Source organism: Pedobacter sp. 05T44 (genome assembly GCF_056395985.1).
Genome location: NZ_JBFTKO010000011.1, coordinates 129,876 through 154,714 on the forward strand (window position 1 = coordinate 129,876; position 24,839 = coordinate 154,714).

General features: G+C 37.8%; 24 protein-coding genes. 9 read left to right on the plus strand and 15 right to left on the minus strand.

Translation table 11 applies throughout. The features are described 5' to 3' along the window. Positions 1-202: 202 nt before the first annotated feature. Together AC1DDK_RS17400 and AC1DDK_RS17405 are read right to left on the minus strand one after the other, a co-directional pair. Positions 203-1,027: an ion transporter gene (locus AC1DDK_RS17400; RefSeq protein ID WP_337716124.1), complete on the minus strand. Its 825-nt coding sequence runs from the start codon at positions 1,025-1,027 to the stop codon at positions 203-205. 5 nt (positions 1,028-1,032) lie between these two features. After that, positions 1,033-1,728 carry a DUF421 domain-containing protein gene (locus AC1DDK_RS17405; RefSeq protein WP_337716122.1) on the minus strand — a complete coding sequence of 232 codons (696 nt, stop codon included), beginning with the start codon at positions 1,726-1,728 and terminating at the stop codon, positions 1,033-1,035. Positions 1,729-1,861: 133 nt separating this feature from the next. On the opposite strand from AC1DDK_RS17405, the gene AC1DDK_RS17410 reads away from it, so the two are divergent. Continuing rightward, positions 1,862-2,863: a glycoside hydrolase family 5 protein gene (locus tag AC1DDK_RS17410; protein ID WP_337716121.1), complete on the plus strand. Its 1,002-nt coding sequence runs from the start codon at positions 1,862-1,864 to the stop codon at positions 2,861-2,863. A gap of 13 nt (positions 2,864-2,876) precedes the next feature. On the opposite strand, the gene AC1DDK_RS17415 is transcribed toward AC1DDK_RS17410, so the two are convergent. Continuing rightward, entirely contained in the window at positions 2,877-3,308 is a 432-nt protein-coding gene (locus AC1DDK_RS17415; protein ID WP_477633999.1) for a hypothetical protein, read from the minus strand. Between the two features lie 194 nt (positions 3,309-3,502). Between AC1DDK_RS17415 and AC1DDK_RS17420 the strand changes: the two genes are divergently transcribed. Next, a complete protein-coding gene (locus AC1DDK_RS17420) occupies positions 3,503-3,907 on the plus strand; it encodes a RidA family protein (protein WP_337716117.1) in 405 nt (134 codons plus the stop codon). A 36-nt stretch (positions 3,908-3,943) separates the two neighbouring features. On the opposite strand, the gene AC1DDK_RS17425 is transcribed toward AC1DDK_RS17420, so the two are convergent. After that, positions 3,944-4,507, minus strand: a complete 564-nt coding sequence (locus tag AC1DDK_RS17425; RefSeq protein ID WP_337716115.1) for a Crp/Fnr family transcriptional regulator — start codon at positions 4,505-4,507, stop codon at positions 3,944-3,946. Positions 4,508-4,698: 191 nt separating this feature from the next. Between AC1DDK_RS17425 and AC1DDK_RS17430 the strand changes: the two genes are divergently transcribed. The 3 genes from AC1DDK_RS17430 to AC1DDK_RS17440 all read left to right on the plus strand — a co-directional run bounded on the left by AC1DDK_RS17430 (position 4,699) and on the right by AC1DDK_RS17440 (position 7,210). Then, positions 4,699-5,010 (plus strand): hypothetical protein, encoded by a 312-nt coding sequence (locus tag AC1DDK_RS17430; RefSeq protein ID WP_172662788.1) that lies wholly within the window; start codon positions 4,699-4,701, stop codon positions 5,008-5,010. 132 nt (positions 5,011-5,142) lie between these two features. Next, positions 5,143-5,877 carry a hypothetical protein gene (locus AC1DDK_RS17435; protein WP_288881783.1) on the plus strand — a complete coding sequence of 245 codons (735 nt, stop codon included), beginning with the start codon at positions 5,143-5,145 and terminating at the stop codon, positions 5,875-5,877. Between the two features lie 211 nt (positions 5,878-6,088). Next, complete coding sequence (locus tag AC1DDK_RS17440; RefSeq protein WP_477634000.1) at positions 6,089-7,210, plus strand: acyltransferase family protein; 1,122 nt, start codon at positions 6,089-6,091, stop codon at positions 7,208-7,210. A gap of 21 nt (positions 7,211-7,231) precedes the next feature. Here AC1DDK_RS17440 and AC1DDK_RS17445 read toward each other — a convergent pair whose 3' ends face one another. Continuing rightward, positions 7,232-7,663, minus strand: coding sequence for an Hsp20/alpha crystallin family protein (locus AC1DDK_RS17445; protein ID WP_172662785.1), 432 nt, complete (start codon positions 7,661-7,663; stop codon positions 7,232-7,234). A gap of 76 nt (positions 7,664-7,739) precedes the next feature. Here AC1DDK_RS17445 and AC1DDK_RS17450 point away from each other — a divergent pair, with 76 nt between their 5' ends. After that, positions 7,740-8,231: an acyl-CoA thioesterase gene (locus AC1DDK_RS17450; RefSeq protein ID WP_337716113.1), complete on the plus strand. Its 492-nt coding sequence runs from the start codon at positions 7,740-7,742 to the stop codon at positions 8,229-8,231. A gap of 17 nt (positions 8,232-8,248) precedes the next feature. Here AC1DDK_RS17450 and AC1DDK_RS17455 read toward each other — a convergent pair whose 3' ends face one another. Both AC1DDK_RS17455 and AC1DDK_RS17460 read right to left on the minus strand, forming a co-directional pair. Further along, positions 8,249-9,646, minus strand: a complete 1,398-nt coding sequence (locus AC1DDK_RS17455) for an FAD-binding oxidoreductase (RefSeq protein ID WP_477634001.1) — start codon at positions 9,644-9,646, stop codon at positions 8,249-8,251. A 48-nt stretch (positions 9,647-9,694) separates the two neighbouring features. After that, a complete protein-coding gene (locus AC1DDK_RS17460) occupies positions 9,695-10,075 on the minus strand; it encodes a dihydroneopterin aldolase (RefSeq protein WP_172662782.1) in 381 nt (126 codons plus the stop codon). A 100-nt stretch (positions 10,076-10,175) separates the two neighbouring features. On the opposite strand from AC1DDK_RS17460, the gene AC1DDK_RS17465 reads away from it, so the two are divergent. Further along, positions 10,176-11,366 carry an acyl-CoA dehydrogenase family protein gene (locus AC1DDK_RS17465; RefSeq protein WP_477634002.1) on the plus strand — a complete coding sequence of 397 codons (1,191 nt, stop codon included), beginning with the start codon at positions 10,176-10,178 and terminating at the stop codon, positions 11,364-11,366. Between the two features lie 31 nt (positions 11,367-11,397). After that, positions 11,398-11,778: an SRPBCC domain-containing protein gene (locus AC1DDK_RS17470; protein ID WP_172662780.1), complete on the plus strand. Its 381-nt coding sequence runs from the start codon at positions 11,398-11,400 to the stop codon at positions 11,776-11,778. A gap of 51 nt (positions 11,779-11,829) precedes the next feature. On the opposite strand, the gene lysA is transcribed toward AC1DDK_RS17470, so the two are convergent. Together lysA and AC1DDK_RS17480 are read right to left on the minus strand one after the other, a co-directional pair. Further along, positions 11,830-12,990, minus strand: a complete 1,161-nt coding sequence (gene lysA / locus AC1DDK_RS17475) for a diaminopimelate decarboxylase (RefSeq protein ID WP_337716109.1) — start codon at positions 12,988-12,990, stop codon at positions 11,830-11,832. Between the two features lie 178 nt (positions 12,991-13,168). Then, complete coding sequence (locus tag AC1DDK_RS17480; protein ID WP_477634003.1) at positions 13,169-14,482, minus strand: aspartate kinase; 1,314 nt, start codon at positions 14,480-14,482, stop codon at positions 13,169-13,171. Between the two features lie 269 nt (positions 14,483-14,751). On the opposite strand from AC1DDK_RS17480, the gene AC1DDK_RS17485 reads away from it, so the two are divergent. Continuing rightward, positions 14,752-16,485: a phospho-sugar mutase gene (locus tag AC1DDK_RS17485; protein WP_337716106.1), complete on the plus strand. Its 1,734-nt coding sequence runs from the start codon at positions 14,752-14,754 to the stop codon at positions 16,483-16,485. An 11-nt stretch (positions 16,486-16,496) separates the two neighbouring features. Here AC1DDK_RS17485 and AC1DDK_RS17490 read toward each other — a convergent pair whose 3' ends face one another. From AC1DDK_RS17490 to AC1DDK_RS17515, 6 genes are all read right to left on the minus strand, one after another. Then, the gene (locus AC1DDK_RS17490; RefSeq protein WP_477634004.1) at positions 16,497-17,513 is read right to left on the minus strand and encodes a LacI family DNA-binding transcriptional regulator; all 1,017 of its coding nucleotides are present in this window, start codon (positions 17,511-17,513) and stop codon (positions 16,497-16,499) included. Then, a complete protein-coding gene (locus AC1DDK_RS17495) occupies positions 17,510-18,757 on the minus strand; it encodes a glutamate-5-semialdehyde dehydrogenase (RefSeq protein ID WP_172662775.1) in 1,248 nt (415 codons plus the stop codon). The genes AC1DDK_RS17490 and AC1DDK_RS17495 overlap by 4 nt, the downstream gene beginning before the upstream one ends. A gap of 7 nt (positions 18,758-18,764) precedes the next feature. Further along, a complete protein-coding gene (proB, locus tag AC1DDK_RS17500; protein ID WP_172662774.1) occupies positions 18,765-19,799 on the minus strand; it encodes a glutamate 5-kinase in 1,035 nt (344 codons plus the stop codon). A 139-nt stretch (positions 19,800-19,938) separates the two neighbouring features. Beyond that, entirely contained in the window at positions 19,939-20,349 is a 411-nt protein-coding gene (locus tag AC1DDK_RS17505) for an OsmC family protein (protein WP_172662773.1), read from the minus strand. Positions 20,350-20,382: 33 nt separating this feature from the next. Next, positions 20,383-22,812 carry an AsmA family protein gene (locus AC1DDK_RS17510; protein WP_477634005.1) on the minus strand — a complete coding sequence of 810 codons (2,430 nt, stop codon included), beginning with the start codon at positions 22,810-22,812 and terminating at the stop codon, positions 20,383-20,385. Between the two features lie 306 nt (positions 22,813-23,118). After that, on the minus strand, positions 23,119-24,618 hold the full coding sequence (locus AC1DDK_RS17515; protein WP_477634006.1) for a malate:quinone oxidoreductase: 1,500 nt from the start codon (positions 24,616-24,618) through the stop codon (positions 23,119-23,121). Between the last annotated feature and the right edge of the window lie 221 nt (positions 24,619-24,839).

Sequence of the window (24,839 nt, forward strand, 5' to 3'; positions counted from 1 at the left end):
TTTATAAACTGTCTTGCCCTAATATAGTATAAAGGTTTATTAAGAAGGCCTGCAGCCATTGAAATTACATCAAAATACCATAAAACTGCTATTTGATTATCAGTGCTGCTGCGTTCTCTTTAGGTTTGAAACTAGTTTAACCTAAAACCACAATCATTATACCTTTCTGGTTCTCACCGCATATTCGCAGGTATAAGCAAAGCTATTTATATAAAGAGGAGCCGCAATACTTACAGAATAGTGCATCACTATCATGCCCCTCTTTACCGCAGTTTGGGCATGATTCATATTTATGCTTTTTCTTTCGTGCTGCCAGAGCCAGATCATGGGTGATGATACCTGTAGGCACTGCAATTATCGCGTAACCAGTAAGCATGACTATAGAAGCAACGAATTTCCCCATTGGGGTAACAGGTGAAATATCGCCATATCCTACTGTAGTAATTGTAACTATCGCCCAATAGATGCTTTCAGGAATATTTGAAAACCCGTTTTCTCGTTTTTCAACAAGATACATGATTGATCCCAGGATTATAGTGAGGGTAAGTACAGTCAATAAAAAGATGCTGATTTTCCGAATGCTATCCTTGAGCGCCTGAGTAAGAAAATTGATTTCTGTTAAAAAATGCCCGAGCTTAAATATTCTGAATACTCTCAGGAGTCGTAAGGCCCTGAACACCAATAAGGATTGGGCGCCAATAAAGAAAATACTTAAATACGAGGGTAAAAGCGCGATCAAATCTATGATACCCAACAGGCTGAATACGTATTTAACAGGTCGTCTGATACTGACAAGACGTAAAATGTATTCAATGGTAAACAAGGCACAAAATACCCATTCTATGCGATTAAATAGTGTTCCATACTGTCGGTGAATGTGTTCAACGCTATCGAGCATAACCACTATGATACTGGTGAAAATTGCTATTAACAATCCGACGTCAAAAGCTTTACCTGCCCGCGTATTGGATTCATAAATGATCTCATGGAGGCTGAAACGCCAGTCTTTTTTATCTTTCGGTTCCATATCTCCTATTTTATCCTTCGGCTGTTAATGGCTTTCACCCATTGTTTGCGTTGGCATTTTTTACATTTATGCATTGAAGTCACGGGAAGTTCTTCTACGTTACCGCAGTATGAGCAGGCATACTTTCCTGCCTTTTGGATCTTAACCATACTTAGTTCAAATAACACAGGTAGTATTGGTAGACCATACTTTACCTCTTCGTCCGGATAATAATAGATGCTAATATTGCCCGAGGTTTCCAATATCGCTGTCTCAACTTGGCCCAAGTGAGAAATGCTTTGCTGCCTTAATTCTGAAAAAAACTCGTCGTAAGCAAGTCCTTCCTTACCGAATTCTTCAATTGAGAACTCCCCATTTTTAATTAAGTGAACACACTTTCCTTCTATAAGGTCATCGAGTTTTTTACTTTTTGCCATTAAATAGGTGGTCAGTCTGTAGGCACCAACAATTACAGCAAAAATGATTACCGGAACTAATAAGCCAATCTCCTTGTAAAACATCGGATCACCGGCAGCAGAGCCCAAACTTATAATTACTACCAGTTCAAAAACTGAAAGCTGTCGTACACCACGTTTCCCCAATAATCTCAAACCAAAAAGGATGATAAAATACATCACAAGTGTTCGGATGGATATTTCAATCATGAACTCCCAGTTCTCTTTGCCAATGAGGAATCCGGACCAATCTATGGATAATAGCATAATGAAAATTTAGATTTAATTACATAGTGCAATAACTCTACCAAATAGTTTACTGCTGTTAACATTCCATAACCATTTTTTTATCAAAAGGATCCCGGTAAATGGCTAACTTGTGACTTCATAAAATACCTATATGGCAGCAAATAAACATTGTACGATCAAAATTTCAGGAATAGTGATGCTTTTATTTTGGTCAGTAACATTTTGCAAGGCACAGTCCGCTAATGCAGTGAATTTACATGGCGCTTTAAAAGTTCGAGATGGTAAAATTTTGAATAGCCACAACAAACCACCTCAATTGAGAGGAATAAGTTTATCGTGGAGCGCATGGGGAGGAAGAAAATATTATAACCCGGAAGTTGTAACCTGGCTAAAGAAAGATTTCAAGATCAGCTTATTGCGTGTTGCTATGGCTGTTGAACCAGATAGTGGGTATTTGAAAGATCCTGATGGACAAGAAAGACTCATTACAGCAGTTGTTGATGCGGCGATCAAAGAAGGTATATATGTTTTAATAGATTGGCACGATCATCATGCCAATGTGAACATAAACGAAGCAAAATCCTTTTTTAAAAAGATGTCGGCAAAATATTCAGGGGTTCCTAATATTATATACGAAATATGGAATGAGCCTGAGCGTGTAGAGTGGAAAGTGGTGAAGGACTATGCATTAGAAGTTATAGCTGAAATACGTAAAAATGACAAAGAAAACATTATTGTGATAGGTAGCCCTAACTGGGATCAGGACATTCATATCGCAGCCAAAGATCCCATAAAAGGCTTCAAGAATATTGCTTATTCATTTCATTTCTATGCATCCGATCCTGATCATCAGGATAAACTTATGAACAAAGCAAATTTAGCACTTGGTCTTGAGCTACCAATTATGGTAACGGAATGGGGTGTTGGAGAAGCGAATGGAAATGGAGTGTTTGATGTACAAAAAAGTGACAAGTGGGTGAATTGGATGGAACAGCATAAACTAAGTTCCGCAAATTGGAACCTGACCGATAAAAAAGAGACCACTGCGCTGCTTTTACCCGGTGCCCCGATATCGGGACGTTGGTCACAGGAAATGCTTACTCCGGCGGGGATTTATATCAGATCGCTGCTCATCAAGCTAAATAAAAATTAAACAGGTATAATAGCTATTGTAATCGCGGAGCTGATTTACGTTTCTTATTTAAAAGAATAATATAGAATAAATAGGCCCCAAAAAACACTCCTGCTATGGTTGCATAAATATCATTGACATCAAATGTAAGGCCGGTTCCCTTTTGTGTTATTTCGTGTACAAGAAATCCTGTTAAGCCGGTGATGGCAAATGCAAATAACAATAATAGTTTGGATTTCTTTGAAACGAGTTTATCAGATGAGCCTTCCACTAGAATAATTATTACTATTGCAATTGACATAAAAGCTAACGGTGCAAGAAAATTAGGTAACCATCCTAATGTTTCGCTAACTAATCCATATTCTTTTCGTCCATAGATTGGCCTTAAAAAAGTCCGGACCAATTCATTTAGGATTAAAATTATAGCCGGAAGAAAAAGAATCAGTCTGCTTTTTTGTMGTGTCATACCCAATAAAGTTAAGCATATCACACCTTCTCAACCAAAGAAAGTTAACAGGTCTTTTAAACAAAGCGACCTGACACTACATGTTAAAATAGTTTAATGCCATTTATTAAAATAGTTTAATGGAGGACAGTTTAAGCAAAACTACCTTTATTGGTAATTAACATAATGGAATGATGAGTAACAAACAGAAGAAAATGGAAATTTCACAAATTAAAATTACACCTGACACCTATGCTCCTTTCCGCTTGGCTCAGGGACATCTTGTGGGAGATTTGCTATTTATTTCGGGCCAGACCGCTATTGATGATGACGGCAAGCTGATCGGTCTGGGCGACTTTGATGCGCAGGCAAAAAAAACCTTTGAGAACCTTGAAAAGGTACTCACAGCAGGTGGCTCAAGTTTTAAGAACCTTGTCAAGGTAACCATATTGCTGCGTGATATGGCCAATTTTGAAAAGATAGTAGAGCTCCGCGGCAGATACTTCTGCGAGCCATACCCTGCTGATACAATTATGGAAGTCTCTTCTCTATTTTCCAAAGATGCCCTTATTGAAATAGAAGCAATTGCAGTTGCCGATAATGCTGCGACCTGGAAGTAAGCATGTAAGTCAACGGAGACGTTGTCTCCGTTTCTTTTATTTTTTAGCAATCTCTTTCCGTATCTGGCTCAAAAATACAGGTGTGATGCCCAGAAATGAAGCAATATGCTTTTGAGGTAGCCTTTGTTCGATATGTGGATAAAGATCCAACAACGCAAGATACCTTTCTTTGCCCGACATGCTGATGGAATTCAGCAAACGCTGATCTTGGGCCATACTGGAACTTTCATTTAATATCCGCCAGAAACGTTCCGTTTTCGGTACGTTCTCCATCAATCTCTCCCGGCCCTCCAGGTCTATCTGCAGCAGCACAGACCCCTCAAGGCTAATGATATTCCGGCTTGCTGGCTGTTGCTTTAAAAAGCTGGTCAAATCCGATATCCACCAGTCTTCCAGAGCGAAATGCAAGGTGTGCTCATCACCCCTGCTATCTACATAAAAGGACCGGAGAAAGCCTTCAGATACATAGCTCTCATAACGGCATAGCTCTCCTTGTGCAAGCAAGTATTGTTTGGGAAGTAACTTACGTATCTTAAAGAACGAGCAAATATAATCCTTCTCCTGGCTGTCGAGACCGATCCGGCGTTCGATGTGCCGCACAAGTCTATTGTAATGTTCTTTGGTGTGCTCTTGCATACTGCTTGCAATTTACGAATTTAAACTAAGCAGGGATCACCTGCGAAATACCTAGGCCTATAGTAAACATTTAATCATCTGATCAAAAGCTTTTATTGAAAGAAGCCAAACATGTGAGTGCTGCAATTGTTAATCTTATACTAAAAAAAAGAAAAATGGAAAATTTTAGCAGCAGTACAGACAAAGATCATGATAATATACATCCCAAACCAACTGAAGACGCAGGGGCACAAATTGAAACAGTAACTCCGGACACAGAAAAGGAAGGGACTCCTAATGACCGAAAAGTCATTCCTCCGAGTACTGAGGACGCCTCTCAAGCTGATCAAAAAGACAGTCCGGAAGATATTCAGGAGAAAGATAAATCTGATGCCAGCGGCACTGAAGATGCTGATTCCGAAAATACTGAACCCGGTCAGGATAAAAATGAAGGGGATGTTCCGCCAATAGAAACAGTTGCCCCTTAATTCCGAAAGGGACCCTGGCAATTGTTTAATATTTGTGAGAAATTCTGTGAGTCGCTTTGTAATTTTTGTAATTATCGAGTGACGAATTGCCGGAATAGTTGGTAATTAGTTTTGTAAAAGTTAAATTTAATTATGAGAACAAATGCCATGCACTCGGAGCTTTCGAGCACACAATCCAAGACCATATTCGGGCCAGGCCCGCTTGCAGTTGAACTTTTTGAGCGGCTGCCTGTTGCAGTATATACCTGCGACTCTTCAGGATACATTACCTCCTACAATCAGGCTGCAGCGATGCTTTGGGGAAGGGAACCTGAGCTAAACAAGGATCTTTGGTGTGGATCGCGGAAGGTTTTTTATACTAATGGCGAACCCATGGCACTTGACAGCTGCCCAATGGCAGTAGCATTGAGCGAAGGTTCACAGGCTAACGGGACCGAAACCACCCTTGAACGTCCTGATGGTTCCAGAAAAAGTGTATTTGAGCATCCGGTTCTTTTATTTAACGATCAGGGCCAGCTGTGCGGAGCCGTTAACACGCTTATAGGCATAGCTGAACAAAAAGACGCGGAGCTTCAATTGCTGAAGCTACTTGAGCAAGTAAAAGAACTTAGTATAAATGAGCAAGAATTCACCGACCTGGCCAGCCAGGAGTTTAAAACTACGTTGGCAAGTGTTTCCCAATATCTGGAATTGATCTTGCGGTCAGTCCGGCCAGATGACGCAAACTCAACGCTGCTCATCAGAGCACAAAAACAACTAATGGCGATACATAAGCTAGTGTGCAGACTGATTGAAACGGGTAAAAATGCAAAGCTGCTTACTTATTTATTCATTAGCGGCCTTCCTGAGAGCTTGGTTATTCTTTAGCAGCCTTTCCCTGTTTAGGGAACATGCAGTTTTGTTGCTCTTTATCAAAAGAGAATCTGCTCCTAAATTCACGGGCATTAGATAGGTGTTGCATAATTATTCTGTTCGGCTCGTTGTAAATTTGGCTGGGCTATTAATTTTAAATATCTTGGCGCACTAACAAATCAGAGGCTATTGCCGCATAAATTTAGCCTGGCAGGATACATAATAAATGGATACGAACAAAACCACCACCACAATTCTTCAAACAAAACAGCACTTTGAAATTCTCGACGGATTGAGGGGCATTGCTGCATGGGCCGTTGTAATATTTCATTTTATGGAGTGGGCTTACACCGATCCTGGCCAGAACTTTATTGGGCACGGTTTTTTAGCTGTCGATTTCTTCTTCTGCCTTTCTGGATTTGTAATAGGGTATGCCTACGACGATCGTATAGGAAAAATGGGAGTTCTCGAGTTTTTTAAATCAAGGATTATCAGGTTGCACCCGCTAGTTATAGCCGGATCGATATTAGGCTTGCTGGCGTTTTTGTTCGATCCATTTGGAGGTCATCCAGAATTGTATAATACTGGTAAGATCATCCTTACGTTTTTGTGTTCGTTATTGCTTATCCCCTTGCCTATAATAGAAGATCGTGGATTTAACCTGTTCAGCTTCAATGCACCATCATGGTCTTTATTTTGGGAATATATAGCTAATGTCGTTTACGCATTTGTACTTTATAACATTAAACGTAGCTATCTGCTATTGTTAACCATACTTGCAGCGACAGCGATTTGCCTGGTCAGTTATCGCTCAGGAAATTTATTGGGTGGTTGGAGCGGTCCAACCTTTTGGGATGGGGCTGCCCGGATATCATATTCTTTTTTAGCAGGATTGCTTATTTACCGTTCCAACTGGATCATCAAGAACAAGCTGGGATTTATTAGCCTGGCCATATTATTGTTTCTGGCCTTTTTAATGCCATCCTCAAAATGGAATTGGTTATCCGAACCTTTCATCGTACTATTTTATTTCCCATTGCTGATCGCGTTGGGTGCAGGTGCTATATTGGCTCCTGGCCTTAAAAAGTTTTGTGTCTTTTCAGGTAAGATTTCTTATCCATTATACATGACACATTATGCCGTGTTGTGGATGTTCGGGAATTACTACACCAGTCATAAGGTAAGCTCCATGCAACTTACGTTGATAATTGTTGCCGGACTAATTCTACTTACCGGGGCAGCATACCTGATAATGGTAGTTTATGATATTCCCGTAAGAAAATATTTAAGTAATAAGCGCACCGCAAAAAGAAAGGGTRCACCCTCCGGCGCACCCTTATCTACCTAAAAAAACCAAACTCTAACCTAATTATGAAACTTTAATTTCTTTGTTTTGAGATTTCACTTCGTCTTTTCCAATCGTGATATTTAAAATCCCGTTCACATATTCAGCAGTAATGTTATCTGCATTTACGCTTTCAGGTAATACAAAGGATCTGGCAAATGAGAAGTAATCAAACTCTCTGCGTGTGTAATCTTTTTTCTCTTCTGTTTCGCTTGTTTTTTTCTCGGCCCAAACAGAAAGTGTGTCTTTTTTTAAGTTGATTTGAAAATCTTCTTTAGTTAAACCCGGCGCAGCGATTTCAATTTTATACTCGGTTTCGGTTTCTAAAATGTTTACGCCCGGCACTTTGTTAATCGTTAAGTTTTTATTTATGGCTTCACTAAACAAAGAGTCAAATACATTGTTAAAGTAAGGTGCGGTGTTTCTGGTTCTGTTGTTAAATTTTACTAGTGTCATCGTTTATGTTCTCCTATTTTTTAATTTAAATTTTATATAAACCGTATAATCAAGTCCCATACCAACCCCATTTTTTATGATTTTAAAGACATTTTGGCGCAACAAAACAACTAAGCAAGACAAAACGGCAGATATAGTAAACCAAATAGACAGTTTTAAGTATAAAACGACTATAGAAACACGCTTTGCTGATTTTGATATGATGGGGCATGTAAACAACGCAACCTACTTTACCTTCATGGAAATTGCCCGGGCCAAATACTGGAAGCAGGCTGTACAATGGGACTGGAAAAAAACAGGTGTGGTCATTGCCCACGCCTCACTGGAATACATCATTCCGGTTTTTCCCGATGATAAAATCAGCATGTACGTTCGCACCTCCAGAATTGGTAAGAGTAGTTTTGACCTGGAATACTTACTGGTTAGGACGCAGAATGGTGAGGAAATTGTTTGCAGTAAAGGAAAAACGGTGTGCGTAGCCTTTGACTATCGGGCCAAAACCTCGGTAGTGATTCCTGACGAGGAAAAAAACAAGATGATGATCTTTGAGCAACTTGATAGTAATTAACCGAGTTGCTCTTATACTTAAAATATCTTACCTGGATTAAGGATGCCATTAGGATCAAATACACTTTTTATTCCTCGCATCAGATTAAGATTAATCTCGCTGTATTTTATAGGCATAAATTCTTTTTGAACCAGTCCAATACCGTGTTCTCCGGATATAGTTCCTCCCAGGGCACTTGTTAATTCGAATATCTCGACGATGCCGTCTTTGAGTTTGTTTTTCCAATCCTCATCACTCATACCTGCTTTAATGATGTTAATATGTAGGTTGCCGTCGCCTGCATGACCATAACAAACACTTTCAAATCCATACCTGGATCCTATTTCTTTTATACCATTAATCAATTTTGGTAAGGCAGCTCTAGGAACAACCGTATCTTCTTCCTTATAAACGGAATTAGATTTAACAGATTCTGCCATAGTGCGACGCATACGCCATAGATCTTCCTTTTGTTGGGCTGTATCTGCAAAGAGTACATCGCTGCACTCAAATTGTTCAAGAACAAGATTTACCTTTTCGCAATCTTTAAAAATAGCATCCATATCATCGCCATCGAATTCAATTAAAAGGAAAGCGTTTACATCGTCTTTTAGATTGAATTTAATGTCATCAAATTTAATAACCCACTCCACTCCTTTTCTTTCCATAAACTCTAATGCTGATGGAACAATCCCTGCTCTAAATATTGCAGAAACTGCTGCGCAAGCCTTTTCGTTCTCTCCGAAAGAAGCAAGCATTAAAACACTTTGCTGAGGCTTGGGAACAAGTTTTGTTACTATTTTAGTAACAACCGCCAACGTGCCTTCAGAGCCAATCATCATTTGAGTAAGATTGTAACCAGATGCATACTTTAGTGTATTAGCGCCCGTCCATATTATTTCGCCAGTAGGCAGAACAACCTCAAGATTTAAAATATATTCTCTTATAGTTCCATATTTAACAACTCTGGGGCCACCAGAACCGTGGGCAACATTGCCACCTATAAAGCAAGAACCTTTGCTTGATGGATCTACAGGATACAGCAGACCGTGTTCGCCTACTGCATTTATAAAGTCTTCGGTAATAACGCCCGGCTCAACAGTTGCCTGAAGGTTTTCCGTATCTATTTCAATTATGGCTTTAAACTTTTCCATAGACAATAGCACCCCTCCATATATGGGTAATGCTGCCCCACTAAGTCCGGTACCACCCCCACGTGGGGTAACAGGAACGTGATACTTATTACATAGCTTTAATAAAGCAGAAATTGAATTTGCATCGATTGGCTTAACTACAATCTCTGGATAATATCTAAGGTMTTCTGTCTCATCATGACTATATGTATTTAATGATTCCTCATCGGTAAATACATTTGAAGCGCCAATAATTGTTTTTATCTGATCTAATAGGTCGGTTGTAATCTTATTAAATGCCATCTGTCGTTTCGGGTGTTTTTTATTAGCTATTAAAATTAGGATCGTAGTTTAGGAGTTTGCAGAGCGATAGCTCAATTGTACAAATGAATGTCCAATTTCGCCAGGCATTGGCGGATTTAGTTTTTTAATACCAACCTCGGCGGTATGTATAAATGGATAATTATCAACCACTCTATCCAAAATACTTTTCACTACCGTTTCGAGCATTTTTCGGGTGTTTTTCATTTCACCCAATATGATATTGTTCAATATTTCGTAGTTCACCGTACGCTCCAAATTCTCTGTATCTGTATTGGGCGTAAATGTAACCACAACATCAACCGAAAAATAGATGCCAGTAAGCTGTTCTTCAGGGTAATAACCATGAAATGCATAACATTTAACATCCCTTAAAGCAACTGTCTGTATATAGTTTTGAGTATCAATCATTTGACGAAATTAAATTTTTTATCCGTTATAACCAGCCCTTGTCCGAAATTATTACCTTTGAGCACAATAGCTGATTGCATAACCAAATATAGTGGAAACAATGAATAAATCTGCCAAGAAAGACCTTTACGAAGCTCCCGACTATTATTTACTTGATGAATTGCTTTCTGAAGAACATAAACTGATCCGGGCCACTGCAAGAGATTGGGTTAAGAAAGAAGTGAGCCCCATTATTGAAGATTATGCCCAAAAAGCGGAATTCCCTAAACAAATCATCAAGGGGTTGGGAGAAATAGGTGCCTTTGGTCCTACTATTCCTGTTRAATATGGCGGTTCCGGACTTGATTATACGGCTTACGGTATCATCATGCAGGAATTAGAACGTGGAGATTCGGGCATCAGGTCTACCGCTTCTGTGCAGGGTTCTTTGGTAATGTATCCTATTTTTGCTTACGGAACTGAAGAACAACGCAAGAAGTACTTGCCTAAGCTTGCTACTGGTGAATTGATGGGCTGCTTCGGATTAACAGAGCCGGATCATGGATCTAATCCTGGTGGAATGGTAACCAATATTAAAGATAATGGAAGCCACTATTTACTTAATGGTGCAAAAATGTGGATCTCTAATGCTCCCTTTGCAGATATTGCAGTTGTTTGGGCTAAGGATGAATCAGGGAAAATCAGAGGATTGGTTGTGGAGCGCGGTATGGAAGGTTTTACAACTCCGGAAACACATGGAAAATGGAGTTTGCGGGCTTCAGCTACAGGTGAATTGGTATTTGATAATGTTAAGGTACCTAAAGAAAATATTTTCCCGGAAATAAGTGGACTTAAAGGGCCTTTGGGTTGTTTAAATCAGGCGCGTTATGGTATTGCATGGGGAGCACTGGGTGCTGCTATGGATTGCTATGATACCGCTTTACGCTATGCTAAAGAACGTGTTCAGTTTGGTAAACCTATTGCTGGCTTTCAATTGCAGCAAAAGAAGTTAGCTGAAATGATTACTGAGATTACGAAAGGCCAGTTACTGGTATGGCGCTTAGGGGTATTGAAAAGCGAAAACAGAGCGACTGCTGAGCAAATTTCTATGGCAAAAAGAAATAGTGTAGAGGTTGCGCTGGACATTGCACGTAACGCCAGACAAATGCTTGGTGGTATGGGGATTACCGGAGAATATTCAATTATGAGGCATATGATGAATCTGGAATCTGTAGTTACATATGAGGGAACACATGATATTCACCTATTAATTACAGGAATGGATGTAACAGGCATAAATGCCTTTAAATAATTTATAAACAGCGGAAATCAATAATCTATTAATGAAGACATTTAAGAAATATACTTACTTACAAGCCCCGCCTGAAGAGGTTTACTGGGCATTAACAAAAGCACAAAGCATACAATTATGGACTGGTGCTGAGGTTGAATTTACAGAAGAAGCGAATACTGAGTTCTCCTTTTGGGATGGCGATATCACTGGTAAGAACATTGAATTTGAATACGGAAAAAGGATAGTACAACAGTGGTATTTTGGTGAGGATAATGAGCCTTCAATAGTAACCATTAAACTGCACGAAGATAAAAAAGGTACTTCTTTGGAGTTTGTCCAAACCAATATTCCAGAAGAAGATTATAAAGATTTTACAGAAGGAATTGAAGAGTACTATTTAGGAGGTCTGGTTGACTTCTTTGACGAATAAGTCGTCATTCTGAAAGTTCAGAATGACGACTGCTTTAAAAACAATCGACTATTAGTAAATATCTGTATTGTAAACAGACACAATGTTTTCTCTTAAATTGTAATGTGAAGCCATTACTTCTCCATAAGCTCCAGTACTATTTAAAGCAATAAGATCTCCACGAAGTGTTCCCGGCAATTCTACCTCTTTGCCAAAACAATCCGTGCTTTCACAAATGGGTCCAACTACATCATACTTTACCGAATTTGGTTCTGATACCCGTGAAATATTGGATATTTTATGATAAGCTTGATAAAGTGCCGGTCTCATTAACTCAGTCATACCTGCATCAAGAATAATAAAGTTTTTTTTCTTCCCATTCTTTACGTATAGCACCTTGCTTATTAATGATGAAGATTGTCCTACCAATGCACGACCTAATTCAAAATGAACTTCCTGATTTGATCTGACATTAAGAAAATCTGAAAATATTTTAAAGTAAGCGGCAAAGTCTGGAATCTGCTGCTCCGGATTATGGTAATCAATACCTAATCCACCGCCAACATTTAATACCTTTACTGTAAAGCCTCTTTCTTCGAACCACTCGGCAAATTCATTTACACGTACACAAAGATTTTTATATACATCAAGATTGGTGATCTGTGAACCGATATGAAAGTGAATCCCAATAAACTCCAGATTAGGGGATTTTTTTAAAGTTTCAGCACATAATGGCAAATCCCATGAGTTTATACCAAACTTATTTTCATCCAATCCAGTGGTGATGTTGTGATGAGTATGTGCATCTACATTTGGATTAATACGTATGGCTACCCTTGCTTTTTTGTTTTTCTTGCCCGCTAACTCATTAATAACTTCAAGTTCCTGAATAGATTCTACATTAAAGCAGAAAATATCATTATCTAAAGCACCATTAATTTCCTTGTCAGATTTACCCACGCCAGCAAAAACTATTTGATCTTTCGAGAAGCCAATTTCTATTGCTTTACTTACCTCACCACCACTAACGCAATCGGCTCCAAAGCCTGTAGCCTTTATTTTTTCTAAAACCCGCTGATTGAAGTTTGCTTTCATGGCGTAGTGCACATGAAAATTATATAACTTAGCTGCATCAGCACAGGTACTAAGCGTTTTTTGCAGCAAAGTAAGATCGTAGAAGTAGAAAGGTGTTTCTAAACTTGCGAAGTGCGATATATCTTTATCAGAAAACATAATGTTTAAATATCTTTTTATAATTGTTATTGTTGTTTTGGGTCTGATCTACTTTGGTAATCATCTCGACTATAAAAAGCAAAAGATCAGTGGAAAAGAGTACGAAAGAAGAAATCGTCTCTTCATCGCACTCGTTTTCATTATAGCTGGTATTATCTTTTGGCTTAGAAGAAGATAATTATTCAAATAAGCGGTTGTGTAAGCTTTTTAATGCCTCAGTTTTATCAGCTGTATTTATTAGTAATGAAATGTTATAGCTACTACCACCGTATGAGATCATACGCACCGGAATATGTTTAATTGAATCTAATACACGGGCAGCATAACCATGCTTCTCGGCACTGAAATCGCCTACAACACAAACAATCGACTGATCATTATCAACTTCTACACTTCCAAAATCATGTAGTTCTTCAATAATTTTATCAAGGTTATCCGTAAAATCAATAGTTACAGAAACAGCTACTTCAGAAGTAGTGATCATATCAATTGGCGTTTTGTAGCGCTCAAATATCTCAAAAACACGCCTTAAGAAACCATAAGCCAATAACATTCTGCTCGATTGGATTTTTATAGCGGTGATACCATCTTTAGCCGCAATTGATTTTATTTTGCCTTTTTCACTGTCGTTTGTAATCAAAGTACCAGAAGCTGAAGGCTCCATAGTGTTCAATAACCTTACAGGGATCTTGTATTTTTGAGCCGGAAAAACAGATTGCGGGTGCAATATCTTTGCGCCAAAATAAGCTAATTCAGCCGCTTCATCAAACGAAAGCTGGGAGATTGGTTTGGTGCCTTTAACTATCCTTGGATCGTTGTTATGCATACCATCAATATCTGTCCATATCTGAACTTCCTCGGCTAGTATGGCCGCTCCTATTAAAGACGCAGTATAATCACTTCCACCACGTCTTAGGTTATCCACTTCGCCAAAACTGTTTCTGCAGATAAATCCTTGTGTAATGAATAGTTTATTTCCTTTGTTCTGATCTAGTATTGGTTGTAAGTGTTTAGTGGTATAAGGAACATCAGGTTCATTGTCCTCATCAGTTTTCATGAAATCTAAAGCAGGCAACAATACAGATGGAACACCTATAGATTTGAGATAGATATGATATAATGTAGTTGATAACAATTCACCTTGTGCAAGTACTACTTTTTCCTCAATTGGGGTAAAAAGATCGTTTACAAGGGTTTCAAGGAAGTTAAAGTGATAGTTTACTACTTCTTGTCCTTGCTCACGAAAATMGCCTTCCGGTAAAAGCTCAACTACAAATTCATTATATTTCTGATGCATTGCGTTAATAAGACTTAACGCAGCCTGTTTATCTTCCTTTAAAAGTTTGGCTGAAATTTCTACTAAACTGTTCGTTGTGCCAGACACTGCTGAAAGCACTACAATTTGTTCTTCTGCCGGATCAATAATATCCAGCAATTTTTTCATCCGCTCAGGGCTTCCTACAGAAGTTCCTCCAAACTTTAATATTCTCATAGTTTTATAAATTGTTTTTTGGTAATAACCMCATCATCAAAATTCTGATGGTTTCATTATTAGTTATTTAAATTTTAAAGGTTAATATTATTTCAATCAAATTGGTTATATACTTATATTAGGGCGTGAAATTAAAGAAAACGGCGCTAATAATCATGATATTGACGAAATAAAATTTGGAATATTATAAGAATTGGGCTTTTCTAATGAAACTTCACAATTACATTACTGTTTTTCATTAAGACATCTTAAAAAACACATCATAAACTATGCAATTAGAAGCAGCTACATTAAATACCATAAACGAATGGCTTAATGGTAATTACGACGAAAAAACTAAGCAAGAAATACAGCAATTGCTAGATAAAGAGGCCTTTACTGAGCTTACAGATTCTTTCTATAGAAGTCTGGAATTTGGTACCGGAGGTTTACGTGGGATAATGGGTGCAGGATCTAACAGGATCAACAAGTATACAATTGGGACTGCTACACAGGGTTTATGTAACTACCTCCTTAAAAAATATCCGGGCGAAAAAGTTAAAGTTGCCGTAGCGCATGATAGCCGCAACAACTCTGACTATTTTGCAAAGATTACGGCTGATGTGTTTTCTGCAAACGGCATACACGTTTATTTTTTTAAAGCACTAAGACCCACCCCGGAATTGTCTTTTGCGATCCGTGAATTAGGCTGTCGCAGCGGTGTGATGCTTACTGCCTCACATAATCCGAAAGAATATAACGGTTATAAGGCATATGGTGCAGATGGCGGACAATTTACCGCTCCAGATGATACACTTGTTATGGATGAGGTAGCTGCTATTAAAAGTATTGATGAGGTTAAATTCGACCGTATCGATAACAATATTGAATTGATTGGAGAGGAAATTGATCAACTTTATCTGGATAAAATTACGGAACTGTCAGTGTCTCCAGAGGCCATTGCCCGTCAAAAAGACCTTAAAATTGTATATTCCCCTATCCATGGAACCGGAATTACATTGGTTCCTAAGGCCCTTGAGCAGTTTGGTTTTACCAATTTAACCTTGGTTGAAGAACAAAGTACCCCTGATGGTAATTTTCCAACTGTAGTATATCCAAACCCTGAAGAAAAAGAAGCACTTACACTTGCTTTGAAAAAAGCTCAGGAAATAGATGCGGATCTTGTTCTGGCCACAGACCCGGATGCCGATAGAGTTGGTATTGCCGTTAAAAATAATGATGGTGAATTTGTACTCCTAAACGGAAACCAGACGGGTAGTTTGCTAATTAATTACCTGTTAAGTGCATGGGAAGAAAAAGGCAAGCTTACAGGAGATCAGTATATTGTTAAAACAATAGTAACATCTAATCTAATTGAAACAATAGCTAAGGCTAAAAATGTTACTTATTACAATACCTTAACAGGCTTTAAATGGATTGGCCATTTAATGACAAGCCTTGAAGGTAAGAAAACATTTATAGGTGGTGGTGAAGAGAGCTATGGTTACCTTATTGGAGAGCTTGTTAGAGATAAGGATGCTGTTGTATCTTGTGCTTTTATTGCAGAAATGACCGCTTTTTACAAAGATAAAGGAAGCAGTTTATATAACGCTATGCTTGATATGTATGTAGAATATGGTCTGTATAAAGAAGAATTGGTATCTATAACCAAAAAAGGAAAAACTGGCGCTGAGGAAATCAAAGCGATGATGGAGAAATTCAGAAACAACCCTCCTGTTACATTAGGTGGTTCTAAAGTTGCAACTTTAAAGGATTACGAATTGGGTATAGAAACTGATTTAATTGCAAATGAAAAGAAAGATCTGGGATTCCCTAAATCTGATGTTCTTCAGTTCATAACCGAAGATGGAAGCATTATCTCTGCCAGGCCATCAGGAACAGAGCCTAAAATTAAATTCTATTGCAGTGTAAATGCACCACTTAAGGATAAAGCTGGCTTTAAAGCTGCTGATGCTGAACTTAGTGCGAAAGTAAAGGCTATTATGAACGATTTAGAGGTTTAATCACCTCTAAATCACCTTTTTATAAACTTAGGCTGCAGAATTATTTTGCTTGCCTCTTTCTTTATCAAAGTATTACTGGCCGAAGCAAGCTCATTTAAAAGTACATCGATGATCTTCTCGGCCATTTCTTCTATAGGCTGATCTACAACACTAATTGGAGGTGTATGTAATTTAAATACATCATGATCATCGTAAGCCACAATACTGAAATCATCATTGATTTCTTTCTTTATCAGTTTTAAAACCAACAGACCTTTAATTGCAAGGTAGTTAGTTGAAAATAAGACAGCATCAATCTCTGGATTCTTCTCAAACAGGAGCATTAACTGTGCTGTTGTATTGTCGTCAGTGCTATCAAAAGGAATTTCAGTATAAATATCTTTATTAAACTGGATGCCACGGTCTTGAAGTGCCTTTTCGTAACCCAGAAAACGGTTATTGATCTGGTCTACATGCAAATCCACAGTTACAAAAGCAATGTTCTTTTTACCGCTATCTATAAGGTGTTTTGTAGCGATGTAAGTACCATTAAAATTGTCTACTACAACATAATTAACTTCCATATCCKGAAGATTCCTATCAAATATAACTACTGGAATACGTTCCGTCAGCAATTGTTTAATTTCACTTTCAATGCCAGGTACAGGAGCAATAATATAGGCATCCACTTGTCTTGCCTTAAACATCTCTATAAGTTCCTTGGCCTTAACGGGATCATTCTCAGTACTTGAGTAACTGATTTTGTAACCTTTTTTATATGCCTTATCTTCTATCTTTCGGGCAATGCTGGCAAAGAATGGGTTAGATATATCTTCTACTATCAGTCCAATAGTTTGCGTATTTCCTGTTCGTAAGCTCCTGGCTACTTGATTGGGTTTAAAGTCAAATTCTTTAATAATTGTATTAACCTTTTCAATAACAGCTTTGCTAATACGCATTTGCTCAGCTTTGCCGTTTAAAATAAAGGATACAGTTGTAATAGATACATTGGCCTTGCTGGCAATGTCTTTTATTGATGCTGGTTTCATCTTACTTGTCCCTCACCTTTAACAATCCATTTTTCTGTAACTAGTTTTTCAAGGGCAAAAGGCCCTCTGGCATGCAATTTCTGAGTAGATATGCCAATTTCCGCTCCTAAGCCAAAAACCTGTCCATCAGTAAATCTTGTTGAAGCATTTAAGTATACCACAGCCGCATCAACCTGGTTTAGAAACAATTCAGTTTTAACAGGGTTTTGAGTAATAATTGCCTCAGAATGTTTTGAAGAGAACTTTGCAATATGATCAAGTGCTTCATCGATACTATTTACAATTTTCACAGAACACTTGAAATCAAGGAACTCTCTTCCAAAATCTTCGGGTTCAGCTTTATTAATTAAAGGATAATTCTGATCTTTTAAAATCCTATAAGAGTCTTCATCGGCAAATATCTCAACATTATATCCAGCCAGCATTGGTGCAAGCTTTTCCAGAAAAGTTTGTGCAATTGCCTTATCTACCAAAACAGTGTCTAATGCATTACAAACGGAGGGCCTTGAGACCTTGGCATTTACCACTATTTTAGCAGCATCATCAAGTTTAGCCGACTCTTCTACATAAGTATGGCAAACACCAGCACCAGTCTCTATTACCGGTACTAAAGCGTTTTTGCGAACGAATTCAATCAACTGATTGGAGCCTCTAGGGATAATTACATCTATATATTTTTCTGCAGTTAAAATATCTAAAATATACTTTCTTTCAGCAGGAAGTTGTTGTACAATATTTATATCAAGGTTATTTTCAGCAAGGACCTTCTGAATCAATGAAACTACAAACAAATTAGTATGATAAGCATCCTGCCCCCCTCTAAGTAAACAAACATTTCCTGATCTAATGCATAAAGCGGCTACATCAAGTGTAACATTTGGTCTTGATTCATAAATTACGCCAACTACACCAAGAGGAACCGTTCTTTTTTGAATAAAAAGTCCGTTATCGATTGTCTTTTCAGAAAGGATCTTGTTGGTTGGATCTTCCAGGTTTGAAACATCAACCAGGCTTTTGCTAAGCTCAATAATTCGTTCAGCATTTAACAGAAGACGATCCTTCTTGGGGTCAGTGTCAGACATCTTCTCCAGATCCTTTAAATTCTCAGCAATGATATCTTCTTTTCTCTCAGAAATAATTTGTGCAATTCGGGTGATTATGCTTTGCTTATCCTTATCACTGAGTGTTGATATGGATTTTTTGGCATTCTGTGCACTGATTAACTGGTCTTCTATCGATTCCATTATCATATTATAATATTACAATATCACTGGCATTGGCTATCTCCAGGTTATGTTGTTTAGCATTTTTACTAATCGTGTTCGACGATACTTTAGCCTGTGCTACGGCTACAATATTTTTCTGCTCGTCAATAATTTCAAATATTTCGCCATTAGCGAAATCTACTTCAATAGATTTTACACCAACAGCAAGCAAGCTTTTTCTTTTTTTAATTGCTTCGCTGGCACCAGCATCAACCATGAGTCGACCAGTTACCAGGCTACCACTTGCAAGCCACTTATTTCTTGCAGATATTGAGCAGTTTTTGGGTGTGCAGATAGTGCCTGACTCTCCTTTTGCTGCTTTTAGTATTCCGTCTGGTGTTCTAACGCCAAAAATAACGACCTTGATTCCCATTGTAGAAGCAAGGTTTGCGAAGGTTAGTTTAGAAATCATACCACCCAACCCTACCTCAGATGTATTTTTGTTAGCTAAAGAGAATACATCGTTATTTATGGATTCAATTGTGTCAATTACGTTTCCATCTTTATCCAGTACACCCGGAACTGATGTACCTAAAAGGATAAGAGAGGCACCAAAACCAACACCTAATAAAGTAGCAAGTTCGTCATTATCTGAGAACTTTAGCTCTAAATTACTAACTACATCATTTTCATTGGCAATTGGAATTACACCATTTTTCCATAATTCCTCGTAAGTTTCTTTTAGCTGAAGGAATTGAGTTCTATGAGAAAAATGCTGTCTCTCGCATAAACTTTGTGCAATAGAAATATTATAGGGTTTAAAATGTTTTGAATAAGTGCTTAACAATAGCGGATTACCAATTGAAGCAGCAGCTTTTCGCTCACTAATTTTACCTTTATAATTTTTTATGTATTTTTTTCCAGCTGCAACTGCACCTGAAGATACCAGTATTAAGTGGTGATTAAGAGCAAGTTCTGCTACTTGCCGGGTTATATCTGCAATTATTGCTTCATCAATTTCTCCTTTAGAGGTAGTGATGGAAGCGGAACCTAATTTCAATACAAGTATAGACTTGGTCATTGTGGCTGTTATAGTTTATTTGGCGCGAAAATTCGAAAATAGATAAATTACTGCGTATCTCGTAACTATAAAATAAAAAAATCCTCCTTTTTATTAACTAAAGAGGAGGATTTAGGGAATAAGTTTATCTAAAAGTTCATTAAACCAATGAAGCTTCTAAGCTAATCTCTACGTTATAAGCCTTACTTACAGGGCATGTGGCCTTGGAACCAGCCGCAATTTCCTGGAACTTGGCATCATCAATTCCGGGTATGTCAGCTTTTAGGACAAGATGTGAAGTAGTAATCACTCCATTATCCAAAGTGACAGTTGCTTTGGTTTCTAATGAAGTTGGATTAAATCCAGCTTCCGTTAAGTCTAAGCTTAGTTTCATGGTGAAACAGCCAGCATGAGCTGCAGCCATCAATTCTTCAGGGTTGGTTCCAATTCCATCAGCAAAGCGACTATTAAATGAATATTGTGTTTTATCAAGTACTTTGCTATCGGTTGTAAGGTTTCCTGAACCTTCTTTAATAGTGCCATTCCAAACGGCTGTTGCATTACGTTTCATTTCAATAAATTAAGGTGATTATTAAAAGGTTGTTTATTTTGTTTTATCGCGATTTCTATTCAATTTGATTTTGATCTTCCCGTMTTCGCCATCAGTTGCTAGTAAATGTAATACAATTCCTTTCATCCTTCTTGCTCTTTTTTCATTTTTATCTGTAATCTCAGCATCCTTTTTAGGATTTCTTAAGGGTACATCCAAAGTAATGTTAGTCCCGGTTGACATTGAGTATACGCCGGCAATATCCATATTCAGCAAGCTCGAATTAATTTGCATAGGGTTGATGGTAATTTTTTGACCACGTACATCAAACTTTCCATTCAAGTTCGTAAATGAAATGTTGTCCAAATCCCTAAGTGGGAAAGCAAATTTCCCTACATTTTTAACCGGATCGAAGCTTATCAGCGCCCCTTTTTTTAAATCAAATGCGATGCTGCCATATAATGAATTGGGAAGGAGATTTCCTTTATCGCTTATAACCCCCGATATATTAGTCTTAGAAAACAGATAGCCTCTTAAGTTTTTTGACGTCAGTGTTTTCATGCCGAAGTTATCAAAGGAATAAAAGAAGTTTTTAATGTCCACATTAGTAATTGTAGCATTAAGTTTAAAATTATTGGTACTGCCCTTTTGAGCAATGCTACCATTTAAAGAAAGTGCACCACCAGCATGCTTTACATTTACATTTTTAATAGCTATGCCATTTTCTGAGAGCAATAGATCTGCATTAGCATTAGTAGCAAGAAACTTATTGTAGTATATCTTATCTACTTTAACATTCATATTTACTTGACTCTTTTCAAAAAGTTCATTCAGGTTTTCTGAAAAATTAGATTTCTTACTTCTCTTTTTTGCTTTTGGTTTTCTGGTTCCAAGGAAGCCGATAAACTCCTCTAAATGAAGCTCTGGGCTCCTGATCTTCCAGTTGAGCAGTACTTTCTCCGGATTAGTATAATAAAGKTTTAAGAAATTACTTACAGAACCTTCCATAGATACAATGCTTTTACCGCTTTGTAAACGGATGTTCTTAATATAGAGGTCCTGATCAGTAAAATTGAGTGAAATGGCTGTGTTTTTGAAATTCACCTTGCGGGGAACATAACTTACATCTGCATTCTGAATATCCACCACGCCTTTAACAAAAGGTTTGGCCAGCATAAAATCTACAATATCTGCACGGTAAGCCAGTTTGACATTTGCTGTGCCGTTACCGAATTTGAGCATCTCCTCTCCGATGACGTTGTTAAGCTTTGCAATTTCAAACTGTGAAGTGAACAGCCCCGTGGCAATTGGTTTATTCAGGTTATTGATAAAGGCGGTGTCAATGGAAAATGGTATCTGCGCATAGCTTCCTTTAAAACTAAAGAGCTTAATGGCTGAGTTTTCATCATTTATTCCTTTGCCTTTAATATAGTTATTGGTAAAAAAACCGGTAAAATTACAATCTTCAACTACCCCACCCCGCGTGGTTAGCACATTATCCTTTATGAGTGCCTTAACATTGATAGCAGGGTCTCCACCAGGGCCCATATTGCCAGCCAGCGTGCAATAAACATGTATAGGTTGCTTAAGGTCAAACATGTTGAGCTTAGCAGTAATATTTGGAGCCAACAACGCGGAAGCATTGCGCCATAAAATATTTTTGGTTTCTATATTGATGGTAAAGTCTGTGTTTTCTTTAGAAGTATCAAACTTAGCCCCAATTATAAATGGATCTTTTCCAATATTTAATTTATTAGGAGCTACCAGCAAAATTCCGGAATCGTCGTTATAGGTAATTTTAAAAGGACCTTCTAAAAGTTTGTCTTTAATAAAGCTGCCTCTTCTGGTGTTAAATGCCAGGCTTTTGGCTAGTGCTTTAAGTTTAATGTCAGCCTCCCAACCGCCAAGTAAAAGATAATCCATATTGCCCTTTAAATCRTAAATGTCAAACTGAAAGAGTTTATGTCCTTTTTGATTGTCTACCACAAAACTGACATTGCTTAACGTAAACTTTCCCAGTTCCGGGCTTGAGCTGTTATCATCTTTTGGCTTTTTTGATTTGTCTTTTTTGGGGAAAATAGCGGTATTGCTATATCCATTACTGTCGGTAAACAGATAGATTGCTGCATCATTAATTCCTATTTTTTTTATTTCAATAGTTCCCTTAAGTAAGGCTAAGGTATTTACAGATACTTCCAATTCTTTAGCATCTAAAAGCGTATGCTGATGGTTTTTCCAAAGGCTATCTTTCATCACTACATTGTTTAGTTTAATAGAGACGCCAGGAAATCCGCGTAAAAAGGTGGGTTCCATGCTTGCTATGGTAAGCGTGCCATGGAGGTTTTTATTTAGCTTTTGCGTTATGGTTTCCAGTAAACTCTTTTTATTTGAGTTCACATATAAAGCAAGAGCTGAGAAAATTAGAAGTATCAACCCTATAAGGATACCCAGTACTTTGAGTGTTATTTTAGACCAGCTTGGCATTTTCTGTTTTATAGTCAAACGTTTACAATATAATAATTGTTTTCGAGATAATGATTCTGGCTTTTTATTAACTGCAGCCTATTCCATTTGGGCTGCCAGACTTAAACATTCAGGAAAAGATTAGCACTTGAAAAAATCTATAGGAAAGGCTTAAGAAACCCTTAAGTCTTTCTTATAGATTATTCAAGTTTTTTTGTTTGAGATTAGAGCATACGCTCCTTCAGTCGAGATGACGGAGAAAGGTCACTTTGAACGAGGAAGGGTAACTATGAATATAATGTATGATTACTAGAACCCTAGTTCTGCTTATGCCGTTTTTAGATTAAGTGCATGTGTGGTTTGAATCCTGATCTCTTCAGTTAACTGAGCATTTCCGTTCAGCGCCTCACCATAAGAAGGAATCATACTTTTTAGTTTTTTCTGCCATTCTTCAGATTTAATCTGATCAGCAAAACAACGCTCCATTAAGGTAATCATGATGGAAACAGCAGTAGATGCCCCCGGAGATGCACCAAGTAGTGCTGCAATTGATCCATCGGCAGCAGTAACAACTTCAGTACCAAACTCAAGTACACCACCATGTTTTTCATCCTTCTTAATTACCTGAACACGCTGACCAGCAGTTTCGAGCTCCCAATCCTCCATTTTTGCGGTTGGCAGATATTCTCTAAGCGCAGCCAGACGATCTTCTGGTGACTGACGTACCTGATCAATCAGGTATTTGGTAAGCTGCAGGTTATCTAAACCTGCCGATATCATCGGTCTGATGTTATTAATTTTTATTGAAAGAGGTAAATCAAGTAAAGAACCATGTTTCAAGAAACGCGTAGAGAAACCAGCATAAGGGCCAAATAACAAAGCTTTTTTACCATCAATCAYTCTTGTGTCAAGATGTGGGACAGACATTGGTGGGGCACCAACAGACGCCTTTCCATATACTTTTGCATTATGACGTTCAATAACTTCCGGATTAACACATTTAAGCCATTGTCCACTTACAGGGAAACCGCCAAATCCATTTCCTTCTGGAATTCCCGCTTTTTCAAGAAGTGGTAAAGAACCACCGCCTGCGCCAATAAATACGAATTTTGCTTTTACAACTCTTTTTTTACCGGTTGTTTCATTTTTAACCTTTACTTCCCATAAACCATCTTTTTGCTTTAGTTTGCGAACTTCATGGTCAAAATGCATACTTACGCTTTCCTTCTTTTGAAGGTAATTAAACATCATTCTGGTTAAGGCACCAAAGTTTACATCGGTACCAAGCTCCATTTTTGTTCCAGCAACTTTCTCTGCCGAATCCCTGTCGTTCATTACTAAAGGCATCCATTCAGCAAGTTCTTTCGGATCTTCAGAAAAGGTCATCCCTCTAAAAAGATCACTTTTCTGAAGGTTATTATACCTCTCGCGTAAAAATTCAACGTTCTCCTGCCCCCATACAAAACTGATATGTGGTATGCTTTTGATAAATGTTTCAGGAGAATCAACAATTTTATTCCTTACCAGGAAAGACCAAAACTGTTTGGATACTTCAAAAGATTCAGCAATTGAAACCGCTTTTTTAGTTTCTACTGTACCATCAGCTAGTTGTGGAGTGTAGTTTAATTCACAAAAAGCCGAGTGCCCGGTTCCCGCATTATTCCATGCATCAGAACTTTCTGCGGCTGCTACGTCTAATCGTTCAAAAATTTCAATACTAAGATCTGGCTGCAATTCCTTAAGTAATACACCCAAAGTTGCGCTCATAATACCAGCGCCAATTAATACAACATCAACAGTACTATCTGATTTAGTTTTACCAGTCATTTTTGAAATTTTTTGCAAAAATAYGATTCTTAATCAAATTTTTCACCTAAACCTCACTCCTGATTTTAATTATATTGCGATTAATTTACATAAACCCTATTTTCTTTAATAAAACAGCCTAAATCATAAGAAAATCGGTAGTATCTAAATTAAAAACAGCTTATTGAATGGCAAAATGATGTATTAATAAACGCAAACAACTTTTGCTTACATCTGTTAAT